12 protein-coding genes and 1 pseudogene are annotated in these 15343 nt (G+C 60.1%); 2 read left to right on the forward strand and 11 right to left on the reverse strand.

Annotated elements, in window-relative coordinates; genetic code table 11:
- The 8 genes and pseudogenes from PHW99_RS11540 to ccsA form a co-directional block, all read right to left on the reverse strand.
- Nucleotides 1–544: pseudogene (locus PHW99_RS11540) on the reverse strand (hypothetical protein); the annotation flags it as partial.
- 168 nt (nt 545–712) lie between these two features.
- A complete protein-coding gene (locus PHW99_RS11545; protein WP_300177334.1) occupies nt 713–1900 on the reverse strand; it encodes a ribonucleotide-diphosphate reductase subunit beta in 1188 nt (395 codons plus the stop codon).
- A 127-nt stretch (nt 1901–2027) separates the two neighbouring features.
- Nucleotides 2028–4937, reverse strand: a complete 2910-nt coding sequence (locus tag PHW99_RS11550) for a ribonucleoside-diphosphate reductase subunit alpha (RefSeq protein WP_300177337.1) — start codon at nt 4935–4937, stop codon at nt 2028–2030.
- A 280-nt stretch (nt 4938–5217) separates the two neighbouring features.
- Complete coding sequence (gene ampD, locus PHW99_RS11555) at nt 5218–5823, reverse strand: 1,6-anhydro-N-acetylmuramyl-L-alanine amidase AmpD (RefSeq protein ID WP_300177340.1); 606 nt, start codon at nt 5821–5823, stop codon at nt 5218–5220.
- Nucleotides 5810–7285 carry a sigma-54 dependent transcriptional regulator gene (locus PHW99_RS11560; protein ID WP_300177343.1) on the reverse strand — a complete coding sequence of 492 codons (1476 nt, stop codon included), beginning with the start codon at nt 7283–7285 and terminating at the stop codon, nt 5810–5812. Before PHW99_RS11560 ends, ampD begins: the two co-directional genes overlap by 14 nt.
- A gap of 4 nt (nt 7286–7289) precedes the next feature.
- The gene (locus PHW99_RS11565) at nt 7290–9017 is read right to left on the reverse strand and encodes an ATP-binding protein (RefSeq protein WP_300177346.1); all 1728 of its coding nucleotides are present in this window, start codon (nt 9015–9017) and stop codon (nt 7290–7292) included.
- Nucleotides 9018–9236: a PP0621 family protein gene (locus PHW99_RS11570; RefSeq protein ID WP_300177349.1), complete on the reverse strand. Its 219-nt coding sequence runs from the start codon at nt 9234–9236 to the stop codon at nt 9018–9020.
- Nucleotides 9233–10036, reverse strand: coding sequence for a cytochrome c biogenesis protein CcsA (gene ccsA / locus PHW99_RS11575; protein ID WP_300177352.1), 804 nt, complete (start codon nt 10034–10036; stop codon nt 9233–9235). Before ccsA ends, PHW99_RS11570 begins: the two co-directional genes overlap by 4 nt.
- A gap of 78 nt (nt 10037–10114) precedes the next feature.
- Between ccsA and ffh the strand changes: the two genes are divergently transcribed.
- The gene (gene ffh, locus PHW99_RS11580; RefSeq protein ID WP_300177355.1) at nt 10115–11479 is read left to right on the forward strand and encodes a signal recognition particle protein; all 1365 of its coding nucleotides are present in this window, start codon (nt 10115–10117) and stop codon (nt 11477–11479) included.
- 92 nt (nt 11480–11571) lie between these two features.
- On the opposite strand, the gene PHW99_RS11585 is transcribed toward ffh, so the two are convergent.
- On the reverse strand, nt 11572–12225 hold the full coding sequence (locus PHW99_RS11585; protein WP_300177358.1) for a LysE family translocator: 654 nt from the start codon (nt 12223–12225) through the stop codon (nt 11572–11574).
- A 100-nt stretch (nt 12226–12325) separates the two neighbouring features.
- Between PHW99_RS11585 and PHW99_RS11590 the strand changes: the two genes are divergently transcribed.
- Nucleotides 12326–13333 carry a YafY family protein gene (locus PHW99_RS11590; RefSeq protein ID WP_300177361.1) on the forward strand — a complete coding sequence of 336 codons (1008 nt, stop codon included), beginning with the start codon at nt 12326–12328 and terminating at the stop codon, nt 13331–13333.
- Between the two features lie 85 nt (nt 13334–13418).
- Here PHW99_RS11590 and miaB read toward each other — a convergent pair whose 3' ends face one another.
- Complete coding sequence (miaB, locus tag PHW99_RS11595; RefSeq protein WP_300177364.1) at nt 13419–14744, reverse strand: tRNA (N6-isopentenyl adenosine(37)-C2)-methylthiotransferase MiaB; 1326 nt, start codon at nt 14742–14744, stop codon at nt 13419–13421.
- A gap of 132 nt (nt 14745–14876) precedes the next feature.
- On the reverse strand, nt 14877–15343 hold a 467-nt coding region (locus tag PHW99_RS11600), incomplete at its 5' end, for a hypothetical protein (protein WP_366913399.1).

A 15343-nucleotide genomic window follows, 5' to 3' on the forward strand; every position in this document is an offset into this window, starting at 1 on the left:
CGGTCGGAAATGGCCAAGCAGCTTGGGGGTTGAGCTTGGTTTGAGCTGTTGGAGCGGCTTTGGGAGCTGGAGCAGCAGCTTTCTTTGCCGGAGCAGCGGCCTTCTTGGCTGGAGCAGCAGCTTTCTTGGCTGGAGCAGCAGCTTTCTTGGCTGGAGCAGCGGCCTTCTTGGCTGGAGCAGCGGCCTTCTTGGCTGGAGCAGCAGCTTTCTTGGCTGGAGCAGCAGCTTTCTTGGCTGGAGCAGCGGCCTTCTTGGCTGGAGAAGCAGCTTTCTTTGCCGGAGCAGCGGCCTTCTTGGCTGGAGCAGCGGCCTTCTTGGCTGGAGCAGCAGCTTTCTTTGCCGGAGCAGCGGCCTTCTTGGCTGGAGCAGCAGCTTTCTTGGCTGGAGCAGCGGCCTTCTTGGCTGGAGCAGCGGCCTTCTTGGCTGGAGCAGCGGCCTTCTTGGCTGGAGCAGCAGCTTTCTTAGCTGGCGCTGCTGCTTTTACAGGGGTTGGTTTTTTAGCCGGAGCCGCTTTTTTTGCAGCAGGTTTTTTCGCAGTTGCCATCATGTTCTCCTTGATCAGGGTACAACGGGCACTTTATGCAAATCAATGTGCATAAAGCGATTCATGGTGTTGGGGACACGCCCAGCACCAGGAATTGGGAAACACAGGGGCCTTGCCACAAGCAGCGCGGCAATAAGACTGTGGAATTGGGTAAGGCATCACGGATGGTTATTCCCAGGAAAGGGCACCGCCGGATTGATACTCGATGACACGGGTCTCGAAAAAATTACGTTCTTTTTTCAGGTCAATCATCTCGCTCATCCACGGGAACGGATTCTCTTCATTGGGGAACAGGGATTCCAGACCAATTTGGGTGGCACGCCGATTGGCGATGTAGCGCAGGTAACCCTTGAACATGGATGCATTCATGCCCAGTACACCACGTGGCATGGTGTCTTCGGCGTAGCGGTATTCAAGTTCGACAGCTGTTTCAAACAGTGCTTTGATTTCAGTCCTGAACTCGGGGGTCCATAGCAGTGGATTTTCCAGTTTGAGCTGATTGATCAGGTCGATGCCGAAGTTGCAGTGCATGGACTCGTCACGCAAGATGTACTGGTATTGCTCAGCAGCACCTGTCATCTTGTTTTGCCGTCCCAGCGCCAGGATTTGTGTGAAGCCAACATAAAAGAACAGGCCCTCCATCAGGCAGGCGAACACAATCAGCGACTTCAGCAATGTCTGGTCCGCTTCAGGTGTCCCCGTCTTGAAGGCAGGATCCATGATGGCCTCGATGAATGGGATCAGGAATTCATCTTTGTCGCGAATGGATTTGATCTCATGGTACGCGCTGAATATCTCGCCTTCATCCAAACCCAAGGACTCGACTATGTACTGGTATGCATGGGTGTGGATCGCTTCTTCAAAAGCTTGCCGCAGCAGAAACTGGCGGCACTCCGGCGCAGTGATATGCCGGTAGGTGCCCAGCACAATATTGTTGGCTGCCAAAGAGTCAGCTGTGACAAAAAAACCGAGATTGCGTTTGACGATGCGACGCTCATCCTCACTCAGCCCGTTGGGTGCTTTCCATAACGCGATGTCCCGCGTCATGTTGACCTCTTGAGGCATCCAGTGGTTGGCACAGCTGGAAAGGTATTTTTCCCAAGCCCATTTGTACTTGAACGGGACCAGTTGATTGACGTCTGTTTTGCCGTTGATGATGCGTTTGTCGGCTGCGTTGACTCGCCGCACGGTGGGGGTTACGTTGGACGGTGTTTCAAGCGATGCCAATGGTGCGGACCAGGTGTCTTGTGCGACGACAGCGGAGCTAGTCAAGCGCTCGGCCAGCAATGGTTCCGGCAAGCTCAATGAGGATGGCAAACTGGCAGTAGGTGTAACTTCTTCGTCCCAGGACAACATAGTATTTTCCGATCTGTGAATTATGAGAGGTCACGCCAAAAATAGAAAGACTTTCAGCGGTTCAGATGCAGATGCGGTGTGTGTAATGTTGCGCATATGCACTGTGTCTGCAGGTCTTCATGGCCCATCACTGGCAGGATTCGCATGTGGGGTCGTCAACACCACAAAACTTCACATCGGTTGCCGGGGCTGTTGCCAGTTGTTGACGCGCTGCTGCAGCGGCTGCGTCAAGCGCACTCATGGCGCTTTGTCCAGATGCCTGACTACCTGAAGACACCGCGTTCAAACGCCCAGCGGTGACTGTCGATTTCTCGGCATGGGTGGCCGACATGGTGCGCAGGTAGTAAGTGGTTTTCAGGCCGCGCACCCACGCCAGTTTGTAGGTGTCATCGAGTTTTTTTCCTGATGCACCAGCCATGTAGATGTTGAGTGACTGGGCTTGGTCAATCCATTTCTGGCGCCGGGCCGCCGCCTCTACCAGCCAGCGTGTTTCTATTTCAAAGGCCGTGGCGTAAAGTGATTTGATCTCGGCTGGGACACGGTCGATGGGTTGCAGTGAACCATCAAAATGTTTGAGATCCATCACCATCACGTCGTCCCAAAGACCGCGGCGCTTGAGGTCGCGCACCAGGTAACTATTGATGATGGTGAACTCACCCGACAGATTGGACTTCACCGACAGGTTGCCGAAGCAGGGTTCAATCGACGCATCCACACCGATGATGTTGGAGATGGTGGCTGTGGGGGCGATCGCTACGCAATTGGAGTTGCGCATGCCATCCTTGGCAATTTTTTGGCGCAAGGCATCCCAGTCCAGTTTGGCAGAACGATCCACCTCGACGTAACCGCCACGCTCGGCTGCCAGCATGTCCAGTGTGTCCAAGGGCAGGATACCCTTGTCCCACAGCGACCCCTTGTAGCTGGAGTATTGACCTCGTTCGCGAGCCAGATCTGTCGAAGCCCAGTAGGCGTAGTAGCAAATGGCTTCCATCGACTCATCAGCAAAGGCTACGGCAGCGTCGCTGGCGTAGGGAATACGCAGTTCGTACAGACTGTCCTGGAACGCCATCAAACCCAATCCAACCGGACGGTGGCGCATGTTGGAGTCACGTGCTTTTTTGACCGCGTAGTAGTTGATGTCAATGACGTTGTCGAGCATGCGCATCGCCGTGGTGATGGTCTTTTTCAGTTTGGCATGGTCGAGCGCACCCTCTTTGAGGTGTTGCCGCAAATTGACCGAACCCAGGTTACAGACCGCAGTTTCGGTTTGGCTGGTGTTGAGGGTGATTTCGGTGCACAGGTTGCTGGAGTGCACCACCCCCGCATGTTGCTGGGGAGAGCGCACATTGCAGGCATCCTTGAAGGTGATCCACGGGTGACCGGTTTCAAACAGCATGGTCAGCATCTTGCGCCACAGATCGGTGGCTGGCAGGGTACGGGTTGGCGTGATTTCGCCGCGTGCTGCCCTGGCTTCATACGCGGTGTAGGCCTTTTCGAACTCGATGCCATACTTGTCGTGCAAGTCCGGCACATTGTTGGGTGAGAACAAAGTCCATTGGCCTTTTTCCATGACGCGACGCATGAACAGGTCGGGAATCCAGTTCGAGGTGTTCATGTCATGCGTGCGGCGGCGGTCATCTCCGGTGTTTTTGCGCAGTTCCAGAAATTCCTCAATATCCAGATGCCAGGTTTCCAGGTAAGTGCAGACCGCTCCTTTGCGCTTGCCCCCCTGATTCACTGCCACCGCGGTGTCGTTGACGACTTTCAGGAAGGGCACCACACCTTGTGATTCACCATTGGTGCCTTTGATGTGCGAACCCAGGGCACGCACGGCGGTCCAGTCGTTGCCCAGACCGCCGGCAAACTTTGACAGCAGAGCATTTTCCTTGATGGCTTCATAAATGCCATCGAGGTCATCCGGAACTGTGGTCAGGTAGCAGGATGACAGCTGCGAGCGCAACGTGCCACTGTTGAACAGCGTGGGCGTGCTCGACATGAAATCGAAACTGGAAAGTACCTCATAAAACTCGATGGCGCGGGCTTCACGATCAATCTCGTTGAGTGACAGTCCCATGGCCACACGCATGAAAAATGCCTGAGGCAGCTCAATGTGGGTCTTACCGATGTGCAGAAAATAGCGGTCATACAGGGTCTGCAGTCCCAGGTAATCAAACTTCAGATCACGCTCGGCCTTGAGTGCAGCGGCCAGACGGTGCAGGTCAAACTGCTGCAACCTCTCGTCGAGCAATTCGTTCTCCACACCACGCTTGATGAACTGGGGGAAATAGTCCACATAGGCCTGTGCCATGTCTGCTGGCGCCACATCCCGTTCCAGAACCTCTTTGGCAATGGTGTGAAACAGCAGACGAGCCGTGGCAAAAGTGTAATCAGGATCCTTTTCAATCAAGGTGCGGGCTGCCAGCACCGAGGCCTTGTACACCTCGTCCATGGGCACACCATCGTACAGATTACGCAGGGTTTCCGCCATGATGGGTTGCGGCTTGACATCCGCGCCCAGGCCTTCGCAGGCTGTTGAGATGAGGTGGTTCAGTCGGTCCAGGTTCAGTACCACCCGCTGACCCTTGTCCAGTGCATGCAGAACGGGTGTTTGCGGGAGCTGCTGGGTCATTTTCTGCGCCCGTTCCTGCGCCCGTTTTTCCCGATACAACACGTAGGCGCGGGCGATTTCATGATGCCCGCCCCGCATCAGTCCCAGTTCCACCTGGTCCTGCACATCTTCGATATGGAACGTACCACCGGCTGGACGCGAACGCATCAGGGCGCGGATCACCCCTTGGGTCAACTCCTCAACAGTTTCACGCACGCTGGCCGAGGCTGCGCCCTGGGTACCATGAACAGCCAAAAAGGCTTTCATCATGGCGACGGCGATCTTGTTGGGTTCAAACGGAACCACAGCGCCGTTGCGGCGGATGATTTGGTACTGGTTCAGGCTGCCGGAGGCAGCTGGTTTGTCGGCCGTTGCGCTGGCCAACAGGGTTGCAGGTGTTGTGACGACGGTGTTCTGGGCAGTTTGCATGTTTTCCTCTGATGAAACTGGTTTGAATGGGTGTGCGTTGTTTGATGAGGGGCCTGCCAAAGGGCCTCCTGCAGAACGCTTGGCTGAAGAGCTTACCACCATATCTGGTGTTTGGCGTGGCTTGCTGACACTACCTGTAGTGTTTTGATCAATCTTCCGTTCACCAGAAAAAGAAGATGCTTCTCAGAAATTGATAGCGCCCAGGCTTTTTATGACGCGGGCTTGCTGCTGATTTTGGGGATGCTGGAAGACCGCTTCCAGAAGGAAGGGCAGATGTTGTTCAACGCACTTCTGCGGGTAAATACTGAGGGGACAGTCCCAGATTCTTTTGCAGTTGTGGCCAGTCAAAGCCTGCACCCGGGTCGTATTTGCGTCCTGATGCGATGTGTTCATGACCGGCAATGTGGGCAATCGGGTAACGCTGCATCAGGCTGGCACACAGTGCGCACAGCGTCGCGTATTGTGCGGGTTCAAAACAGTCACCCTCCAGGCCTTCGAGTTCAATGCCAATGCTGTCGTCGTTGCAATTGGACCGCCCACGGTAACTGGACACACCGGCGTGCCAGGCGCGGTCATCACAACTGACAAACTGCCACAGTTCACCGTCACGCCGGATATAAAAATGGGACGACACGGTGAGGCCTTCAATACGCTGGAAATACGGATGAGCCTGCCAGTCGAGTTGATTGGTAAACAGCTGCTGAACCTCGCTGCCGCCATACTGTCCCGGCGGCAAGCTGATCGAGTGCAACACAACAAGGTCAATCAAGGCCTGTGGCGGGCGTGGCCCAAAATTGGGCGAATCCAGCCGGGCGGCAAACCGATACCAGCCGCCTTGCCATAAAGCGGTGTTAGCCCGGTGGTCTGGTGCATTATTCGGGGTCATCACCGCCGTCTCCCGCATGAGGAACTTCAATCTGCAGGCGTGCAATCCGGTAGCGCATCTGGCGCAGGCTCAATCCCAGCCGGGCAGCGGCGGCCGTGCGGTTGAAACCGGTGGTCTGCAGGGCTTGCGCCAGCAGGGTACGTTCCAGATCGTCCAGGTAGGCCTGCAGATCATTTGGCAGCTCTGGCGCACTCTCAGTCCGGGCAGTTTCCTGTTGATCGATGGATAGATCCGGTGCCGACCGGCCCATGGTGAGGGGAAGGGGGGCTGGCACATCCAGCTTCAGCCTGTGCCCGTCACCCAACGCCACCGCCCGGTACAGCAGGTTTTCCAGTTCCCGCACATTGCCTGGCAGCGGCAGCTGCACCAACTCCCGCAACAACTCATCGGGCAAGGCCGGCGCCGGTAAGCCGGACTCCTCGGCAATACGTGCCAGCAAGGCCTGGCAGAGTGCCGGAATGTCTTCAACCCGGTCGCGCAAAGGAGGAATCACCAGGTCGATCACATTGAGCCGGTAGAACAAGTCTTGCCGAAAACGTCCCTCCAGCACCTCCCGCGACAGGTTTTTGTGGGTGGCACTGACAATGCGTACGTCCACCACCTCTTCCTGATTCGACCCGAGGGGCCGGATGCGGCGTTCCTGGATGGCCCGTAGCAGTTTCGATTGCATGGACAGCGGCAGATCACCGATTTCGTCCAAAAATAGGGTGCCGCCCCGGGCCGCCTGAAAAAAACCTTCCCGGTCCTGCACGGCACCGGTGTAGGCCCCTTTTTTGGCACCAAAAAACTCGGCCTCCAGCAGGGTTTCGGGAATGGCGCTGCAGTTGACGGCCACCCATGGCCCTTTGGCGCGGTGGCTGTTGGCATGGATAGCGTAAGCCACCAGCTCCTTGCCGGTGCCAGATTCGCCGGTCACCATCACGGGGGCCATGCTGGTGGCCACCTTGAGGATGCGTTCCTTGATCTGGCCCATACAGTCCGACGGCCCGACCAGGCGCTCCAGGGCGCGTTGGCCAAGTACTCCTGCGACAGCCACCAAAGGATTTCTTGCGGGGGCGACGCTGTCGGGACCAGACAGTGCCGGGGTGCTACGCACGGCGGAGGCCACCACCGAACGGAACTGTTTCAGGTCCACCGGCTTGGTCAGGTAATCAAACGCCCCGGCTTTCAGCGCGTCCACGGCATTTTGTGCCGAGCCATAAGCCGTGATGACCACGCAACGTTCCGCCCGACCCTGGGCCTTGATGAGGTGGATCAATGACATGCCCAGCCCATCCGGCAGACGCATATCGGTGATCACCACATCAAACGGCTGATCTGTCAGCAGGGTTTGGGCCTGCTGCAGATTTTCCGCTGTGTCGACCCGGTGTCCTTCGCGCAGCAGGGTCAGCTCATACAGGGTGCGCAGATCGGGCTCATCATCGACCACCAGAATGCGGGCGGGGTTGGCAGGCGCGTGCATGATGTCAATCGGGCTTGGGCGTGTGGGCGGTTGTGGACGGGGCAGGCGGTGGACGGAACATCACGCTGAATTCATTGCCTGATACAAGTTGGTCGCTGATGCGTCTTTCGCTGCGTTCGTAAGAAATGCTGGCTCCCTGGCTGTCGCACAATTCGCGGCAAATATACAGTCCCAGTCCACTGGAGCGGCTCTCGGAGGAAAAAAAAGGCTCAAACAAGTGTTGTTCCACCGACGGCTCCAGCGGTGCACCGTCGCTCCAGACGCGCAGGCACACGCTGGCGGAGGGGGCGGAGACGTTCGTGCTGACCTGGATGCAGCCCGCCCTGCGGCTGGCGTAGCGGTAGGCATTGTCCAGCAGGTTGATCAGGATGCGGCGCAGAGGCTCCGGGTCAAACCAGACAGGCAGTGCCTTGGTGGACAGATCCAGTTGCAGGGTCTCGGCGGCCGCATTCTGGTTTTTCCAGTCACGGCAAATGCGTCCGGTGGCCAGGGTGAGATCCAGTGTTTGTGCCTGGTCCTGGCGGGTGGACCCCGGGGCGTGCGTCAGATGCAGCACGTCCTGCACGATGTTCTCCAGGCGCAAGGCGTTTTGTTGCACCATGCGCGCCAGCCGCTGTTGGCCGGGGTCGGTCAGGTCTTCCGTCAGCAGCGCATTGGCCTGGGTGATGGCGGCCAGCGGGTTGCGGATCTCGTGCGCCACGGCGGCTGACATGCGCCCCATGCTGGCGAGTTTTTCGGCGCGGATGCGGGCCTGGATTTCCCGTTGGTCCTGCATGAACACCACACACAACCCCAGCGTGTCACCTTCTGGCGAGGCGGTCAACTGGGTGCGTACCCGCAACCGCCGGCTGCCGTGGCCGGTGTGCCGGATGTCAATGTCGGACCGCCGGGCCGCTTGATCGGCAAAGCTGGCGCAGACGATGTCGAGCAACGCCTGCCAGCCAGGGTGGCTGTGCAGGTCGAAGCCACTTCCAGGCAACAGATCATGGGTGCCAAGCAGCAGATGTGCGGCCGGATTGGCAGAACGCACCCAGCCATGTTCGTCGACGACCAGAATGCCGTCGGCCATCGACTCAATCACCAGTTCATTGACCTGACGCTGCACGGTCGCCGCCAACTGGTTGCGCTGCGCCCGCAGCTCCATGCTGGCCAGACGCCGGGCCATCTGGCTGGCGATGAAAGAGATGGCGAAACAGCCGGCCCCTGTGAGGGCAGCCTGTGAAAAATAGGCGCTGATGTCCCCCGAGGCGTCCAGCGACAGCCAGGTGGCGTAGGCCAGCAGCAGCAGGGTGACAACCGCAGCGGCGGCCAGGGCCTGCATGCGCGATCCCAGCACGCTGACGATCAGGACCGGCAGGGCCAGCAGGGGGGTGTAGTTGATGGCGCCGCCTTGCAACACCTGCAGGGTGGCAAAGGCCAGGACATCAACCCCGACCGTGCCCAGCCATTGGGCATCAAACCGCTGCTTGAGTTGTTGGGGCCGCGTGGCCAGCCGGACCGCCAGCGCCGCCACAAAGTAGGCGCTACAGATCAGCAGCGGTGTGGTGCTTGGTTGGGGTGCCAGCACGAAAATGCCGGCCTGCAGCACCATCAGCACCAGACCCAAGGTGGCGCGGGCGGTCATGAAACCGCGCCAGACCCGTTCAAATTCGCGTGGGCGTTGCCTCAGGTCAGGTGCAGCTTCCAGAAGCAGCGAGGCGGGCCAGGAGGTTTCTTCTGGCAGCGGCTTCATTCAGGGTTCCGATTGTTGCAAATGATCAGCACTGCAATACGGACCTTTGGCGCCCATGACCACCTCGTTGCCGGGCACATGGATGCCGCAGCGGGTGCAGCGCACCATGTCCAGCGGTGGCGTTGGTTGGCGGTCGGACTTGGGTAGACCTGGCGAGTTTCGGCTGCGCCAGAGCCAGACACCGGCCAACACCACCACCAGAAGCAGCAAGGCTTTCACAGCGCGCGTCCCAGAATCACTTCCATGACAAAGCGTGAGCCGACATAGGCCAGCAGCAGCAGCCCGGCGCCCATGTAAAGCACGCGGATGGCCCGCCGGCCGCGCCAGCCAAAACGTGCTCGGCCGATCATCAGCACGGCAAATGTCAGCCAGGACAACACGGCGAATGCGGTCTTGTGATTCCACTTGAATGAGTGGGTGGTTCCGTACAAATGGGTGCCGAAGAAAAAGCCGGCCAGCAGGGTGGCAGACAACAGCACAAAGCCGACGTTGACAAAACGGAAGGTCAGCCGTTCCATGGTCAACAGCGGTATGCCGGTGCGCCCATCACCCGCATTGCGGATACGCGCCTCTGCCCGGGTCATCAGCCAGGCGTGTACCACCGCCACGGCGAACAGGCCATACGAGGCAATGCCCAGCACCCAATGCAGCGGCAGCCAGGGGGAGGCGCGCGCCGTCAGCGGTGAACCGGGAAACAGCAGGGCCAGCAACACACTCGCCGAACCAATGCCCGACAGCAGCCAGGGCGTTTTGAGTTGCGGGAAGACGTAACTCTCGATCGCGTAAACCAGCCCCACCAGCCAGGCTGTCACCGACAGGGCCGGGGCAAAACCAAAACGCGGCTCAGCCCCCCACAGCCCCCAGGCCAGCACCATCCCGTGCAAACACCAGGCCACCCAGACGGCGGCACGGGGCAGCGTCTGGTTGACGCGCGACGCCCCGGTGGCCGACGCCGCATAGGCCGCCGAGGCTGCCAGCGACAGCGTCAGCGTCAAAGGGGAAGCACTGGCTAAAATCATGCCTACAGTTTAGCGTTTTGTCCCCAGCCATTTCCATTGGCTTCAACCCAGGTTCCGCTTCGGCGGACTTACTCCCTTATGGCTTCCGCTCTTACCGACAAACTCTCCCGCCTCGTCAAGGAAATTCGTGGCCAGGCCCGCATCACGGAAAGCAATGTCACTGACATGCTGCGCGAAGTGCGCATGGCCTTGCTGGAAGCCGACGTGGCGCTGCCCGTGGTGCGTGACTTCATTGCCCGGGTCAAGGAAAAAGCCCTGGGCCAGGAGGTGCTGGGGTCACTCACACCGGGCCAGGCCCTGGTGGCCATCGTCAACCGTGAATTGGCCGCCACCATGGGTGACGGCGTGGCCGACATCAACCTCGCCGCGCAACCACCGGCCGTGATCCTGATGGCCGGTTTGCAAGGGGCCGGTAAAACCACCACCACCGCCAAGCTGGCCAAACACCTGATCGAGAAGCGCCACAAAAAGGTGCTGACAGTGTCTGGCGACGTCTATCGCCCGGCTGCCATTGAGCAGCTCAAGACCGTGACCGGTCAGGTGGGGGCCGAGTGGTTTCCCAGCACGCCCGAGCAGAAGCCGGTGGACATTGCGCTGGCGGCATTGGACTATGCCAGGAAGCACTACTTTGATGTGCTGCTGGTGGACACCGCCGGCCGTCTGGCCATTGACGAAGCCCTGATGCGCGAGATCCGCGAGCTGCACGCAGCCATTCACCCGGTGGAAACCCTGTTTGTGGTGGATGCCATGCAGGGCCAGGACGCCATCAATACCGCCAAGGCCTTCAAGGAAGCTTTGCCGCTGACCGGCATTGTCCTGACCAAACTTGACGGCGACTCGCGTGGCGGTGCGGCGCTGTCGGTGCGCCAGATCACCGGCGCACCGATCAAGTTTGCCGGTACCAGCGAAAAACTCGACGGTCTGGAGGTGTTTGATGCCGAACGCCATGCCTCGCGGGTGCTGGGCATGGGCGACATCCTGGCGCTGGTGGAGCAGGTCACCGCCGGGGTGGACATGGCCGCTGCGCAAAAGCTGGCGGCCAAGGTCAAGAGCGGTGGCGGTTTTGACCTGAATGATTTTCTGGCCCAGATCCAGCAGATGAAACAGATGGGCGGCCTGTCCAGCCTGATGGACAAACTGCCGGCCGCCATGGCGGCCAAGGCCGGTCAGGTCGACATGGGCCGGGTCGAGAAGGACATCAAGCGCAAGGAAGGCATCATCAACAGCATGACCGCGCTGGAGCGGCGCAAGCCCGAACTCATCAAGGCCACCCGCAAGCGCCGCATTGCCATGGGGGCGGGGGTGCAAGTGCAGGAGGTCAACCGTTTGCTCAAGGAGTTCGAGCAGATGCAGGACATGATGAAAAAGATGAAGGGCGGCGGCATGATGAAGATGATGAAGCGCCTCGGTGGCCTGAAGGGCATGCCCCGGATGCCGTTCTGATTTTTACAAGATTCAGGGCTCTAGCCCGGAAGAATATTGCCTTTATAGCTATATAAAAAATAGCAAAAATGGCGCTGCAGGCGCGGTTGGCCTCAACCCCCTGTGCGCCAGCCGCTCCAGCCCGTCCAGACGGCGGCCAGCATCAGCAGCAGACCCACGGCTTGTCCCAGCCGGACCTGGCTGGCCGGGTGGCTGCGCAGCCATTGCTGGATGCTGCCGGCGCCCCAGGCCATGGCCCCATACACCAGCACCTGGGTCAGCGAGATGATCAAGCCCATCAGCAGCGCCTGCAGTGCCAGCGGCCCGTAGTGCGGGCGCATGAACTGCGGAAATATCGCCACCATGAACACGTAGGCCTTCGGATTCATTAGGCACGACAAAGCGCCGCGCCAGATGGTTTGCCGGGTGTTCAGGCGCGGCATCGTGCCGATCTCTCCCAGTGCCGTGGCCCCACGCCACAGACCCCAACCGATCCAGGCGATGTAGAGTGAGCCGACCAGCAACAGGACGTTGAAGGCCAGCGGATACAGCGTCAGCAGCAGCCCCAGACCCAGGGTGGTCATGAGCACATGCACCATACCGCCCGCCACAATGCCGGCCACCGCCGCCAGCCCGTGCCGGCGGCCCCCGGCCAAGGCACTGGCCGCCACGTAGGCCATGTCCAGGCCTGGCAGGGCGATGATGCCAAACACCATCAGGCTGAACAGCCAGAGGTGCTGGGTATGGGGCCAAAACAGTGTGTCCATCGGAGGTTCCTTGTTGGTGAAGCAGTGGTGTGACGAAATATAGGCAGGCATGCGGACACAATTTGTCCTGATAAAAACCGGCCGGTTTTAAACTGGCGCCATGTCCTCCCCGACCACCCGTGTGCTGGCTCTGCTGGAGCTCTTGCAGAATGCCGGCGAACTCCGTGGCACCGAGCTGGCGCAGCGGCTCGGTGTGGACGGGCGCACCTTGCGGCGTTATGTCACCCGGCTGCAGGGTCTGGGGGTGCCGGTGCAGTCGGTGCGCGGGCGTTATGGGGCTTACCGGCTCCAGCCCGGTGCCAAGCTGCCGCCGCTGATGTTTTCCGACGCGGAGGGCGTGGCGTTGTCAATGGGTCTGCTGTTTGCTGGGCAGCTGGGCCTGGCCGACACCGTGGCCGGTGCCGCTCATGCTCAAGCCAAACTGTTGCGGGTGATGCCGCCGGCGCTGCGTGACCAGTTGCGCGCCGTCGCCAGTACCGTGCAACTGGCGTTGTCGCAGCCGGTGGCCACCCTGGGCAGCGGTGTGCTGTTGACGATGGGTGCCGCCGCCGAGCAGCGTGCCCGGGTGCGCTTGTGTTACTGCGCCGCCGACCAGGCGTCGACCGAGCGGGACTTTGACTGTTATGGCCTGGCCTGGCGCGCCGGCCGCTGGTACGCGGTGGGGCATTGCCACCTGCGCGGTGGTTTGCGGTCATTCCGGCTGGACCGTATCCAGTCGTTGCAGGTGCTGCCGACCCGCTTTGTGCCGCCGTTTGACTTTGACGCGGTGCGCCATCTGGCCCTGGGCCTGGCGACTTTGCCCCGAACCCATGCCATCACGGTGCGGCTGCACACCGATCTGGCCTCAGCCCGCGCCGAGTTGTTTGACGCCCTGGGTCTGTTCCACCCGGCTGGGGCGGTGGTGATGCTGTACAGCCAGGCGGATGACCTGGGCTGGTTTGCCCGGCAACTGGCCCAGGTGTCGTTCCGCTTCGAGGTGGTTTCACCACCCGAGTTGAATGAGGCACTGCAGGCCCACGCCCGGCATCTGCTGGCGCTGACCTGCCCGGACGTCCCCTGCGCGCCAAGCGCAAGCCAGCCTTTGCCGTCAGAGACATCGATCTTTTAGGCCTCTGGCCCGGATAAACAGATGGGTTTAAGCTATGAAAATGATAGCTGTCGGCGGCACGGCGGCTTCAGCCCAGCAGCGTGGCTTACTGGGTCACCACCTCACCGCGCAGGGTGAAGGTGCGGGTTTCGGTGATCTGCACCTCCACCATCTGCCCGATCAGGCGTGGCTGGCCGATGAAGTTGACCACCCGGTTGCATTCGGTGCGGCCCATCAGCTCACCCGCGTCGCGCTTGGAGGCACCTTCCACCAGCAGGCGTTGACGGGTGCCCACCAGGCTTTCGCTGATGCGGGCCATGTTGCCATTGATGTTGGCCTGCACCTCTTGCAGGCGGCGCAGCTTGACCTCGTGCGGTGTGTCGTCATGCAGATTGGCGGCAGGTGTGCCGGGGCGCGGGCTGAAGATGAAGCTGAAACTGTTGTCAAAGCCCACGTCATCCATCAGCTTCATCAGCTTGGCGTGGTCGTCCTCGGTCTCACCCGGAAAACCGACGATGAAGTCACTGCTCAGGGCCATGTTGGGGCGGATGGCGCGTAATTTGCGCACCGTGCTTTTGTATTCCATGGCGGTGTAGCCGCGTTTCATGGCCATCAAAATCCGGTCACTGCCGTGTTGCACCGGTAGGTGCAGGTGGCTGACCAGTTTGGGCAGTTTCTCGTAGGCGGCAATCAGCGCCGGGGTGAATTCGTTGGGGTGGCTGGTCACGTAGCGAATGCGCTCGATGCCAGGAATGTCGGACACGTATTCCAGCAGCGTGGCAAAGTCGGCCACCTCCGCCGTGTCGCCCATAGTCGCACGCCAGGCGTTGACGTTTTGCCCCAGCAGAGTGATTTCTTTCACGCCCTGGTCGGCCAGCCCGGCCACTTCCACCAGCACGTCTTCAAACGGGCGGTGCACCTCTTCGCCCCGGGTGTAGGGCACCACGCAGTAGCTGCAGTATTTGGAGCAGCCTTCCATGATGCTGACAAAGGCGCTGGCCCCTTCCACCCGGGCGGCGGGCATGTGGTCGAATTTTTCGATCTCAGGAAAGCTGATGTCGACCTGCGAGCGGTTCAGCCGGGCCCGCTCATCGAGCATTTGCGGCAGGCGGTGCAGGGTTTGCGGGCCAAACACCACGTCCACATAGGGGGCGCGGGCAATGATGGCCGCGCCCTCCTGGCTGGCCACGCAGCCGCCGACACCAATCAGCGCGCCTTTTTTCTTCAGGTGTTTGACCCGGCCCAGGTCGGAGAACACCTTCTCTTGCGCCTTCTCGCGCACCGAACAGGTGTTGAAGAGAATCAGGTCAGCCTCTTCCACGTTGTGGGTTTGCTCGTAGCCCTGGGCGGCTCCCAGTACGTCACTCATCTTGTCCGAGTCGTACTCGTTCATCTGGCAGCCGTAGGTTTTGATAAAGACTTTTTTACGCATGGTGAAGATTGGAATTAACTATGGTTTTGATAGCTTCAAGAGCAATGTTTATGCTGGCTAGCAGCCAATTTTGTTCATGATTGCCCCGTGGCGGGCGGCTGGAGCGCTCAGGCACCCGCTGCGGGCAGGTCCTCAGCGCGACATGGGTGCCAGCGGCGTCTGGCCGTTGGCACTGCCACTCGGGGTGGTGTCGGCGTCAAACACGATGTTGCTGCTGTCCATGCCGGTGCGTTTTTCCTGGGCTTCGGCGGCACTGAGCAGCCAGACCTCGCGGATCTGCCCCTGCGGGTCACGCAGGTAATTCACCGTCAGCGCCTGGCCGACCAGGCTGGCTGAGAGCAACAGCAGGTTGTTGGTGTTGCGGATGCGGGCACCGGGTGCCAGGCGTTCGGGTTTGCCGTTGATCGTCACCTGCGGCGGTGCGGTGACTTCCAGTGTGCCGCGCAGCGCCGCCGCCGGAAACTGGCGCTGGTAGTTTTGCGCCCAGGCCGGGGACAGCGACAACGTAGTGGTCGCGCCCAGCAGGGCCAGCCACAAGGTGGGGGAGGTCAGAAAGGTCAGGCAGCGGGTCATGGTGTTTATCCAGAGGCTGGTCAGTG

Source organism: Rhodoferax sp. (assembly GCF_028689305.1).
GTDB lineage: Bacteria > Pseudomonadota > Gammaproteobacteria > Burkholderiales > Burkholderiaceae_C > Rhodoferax.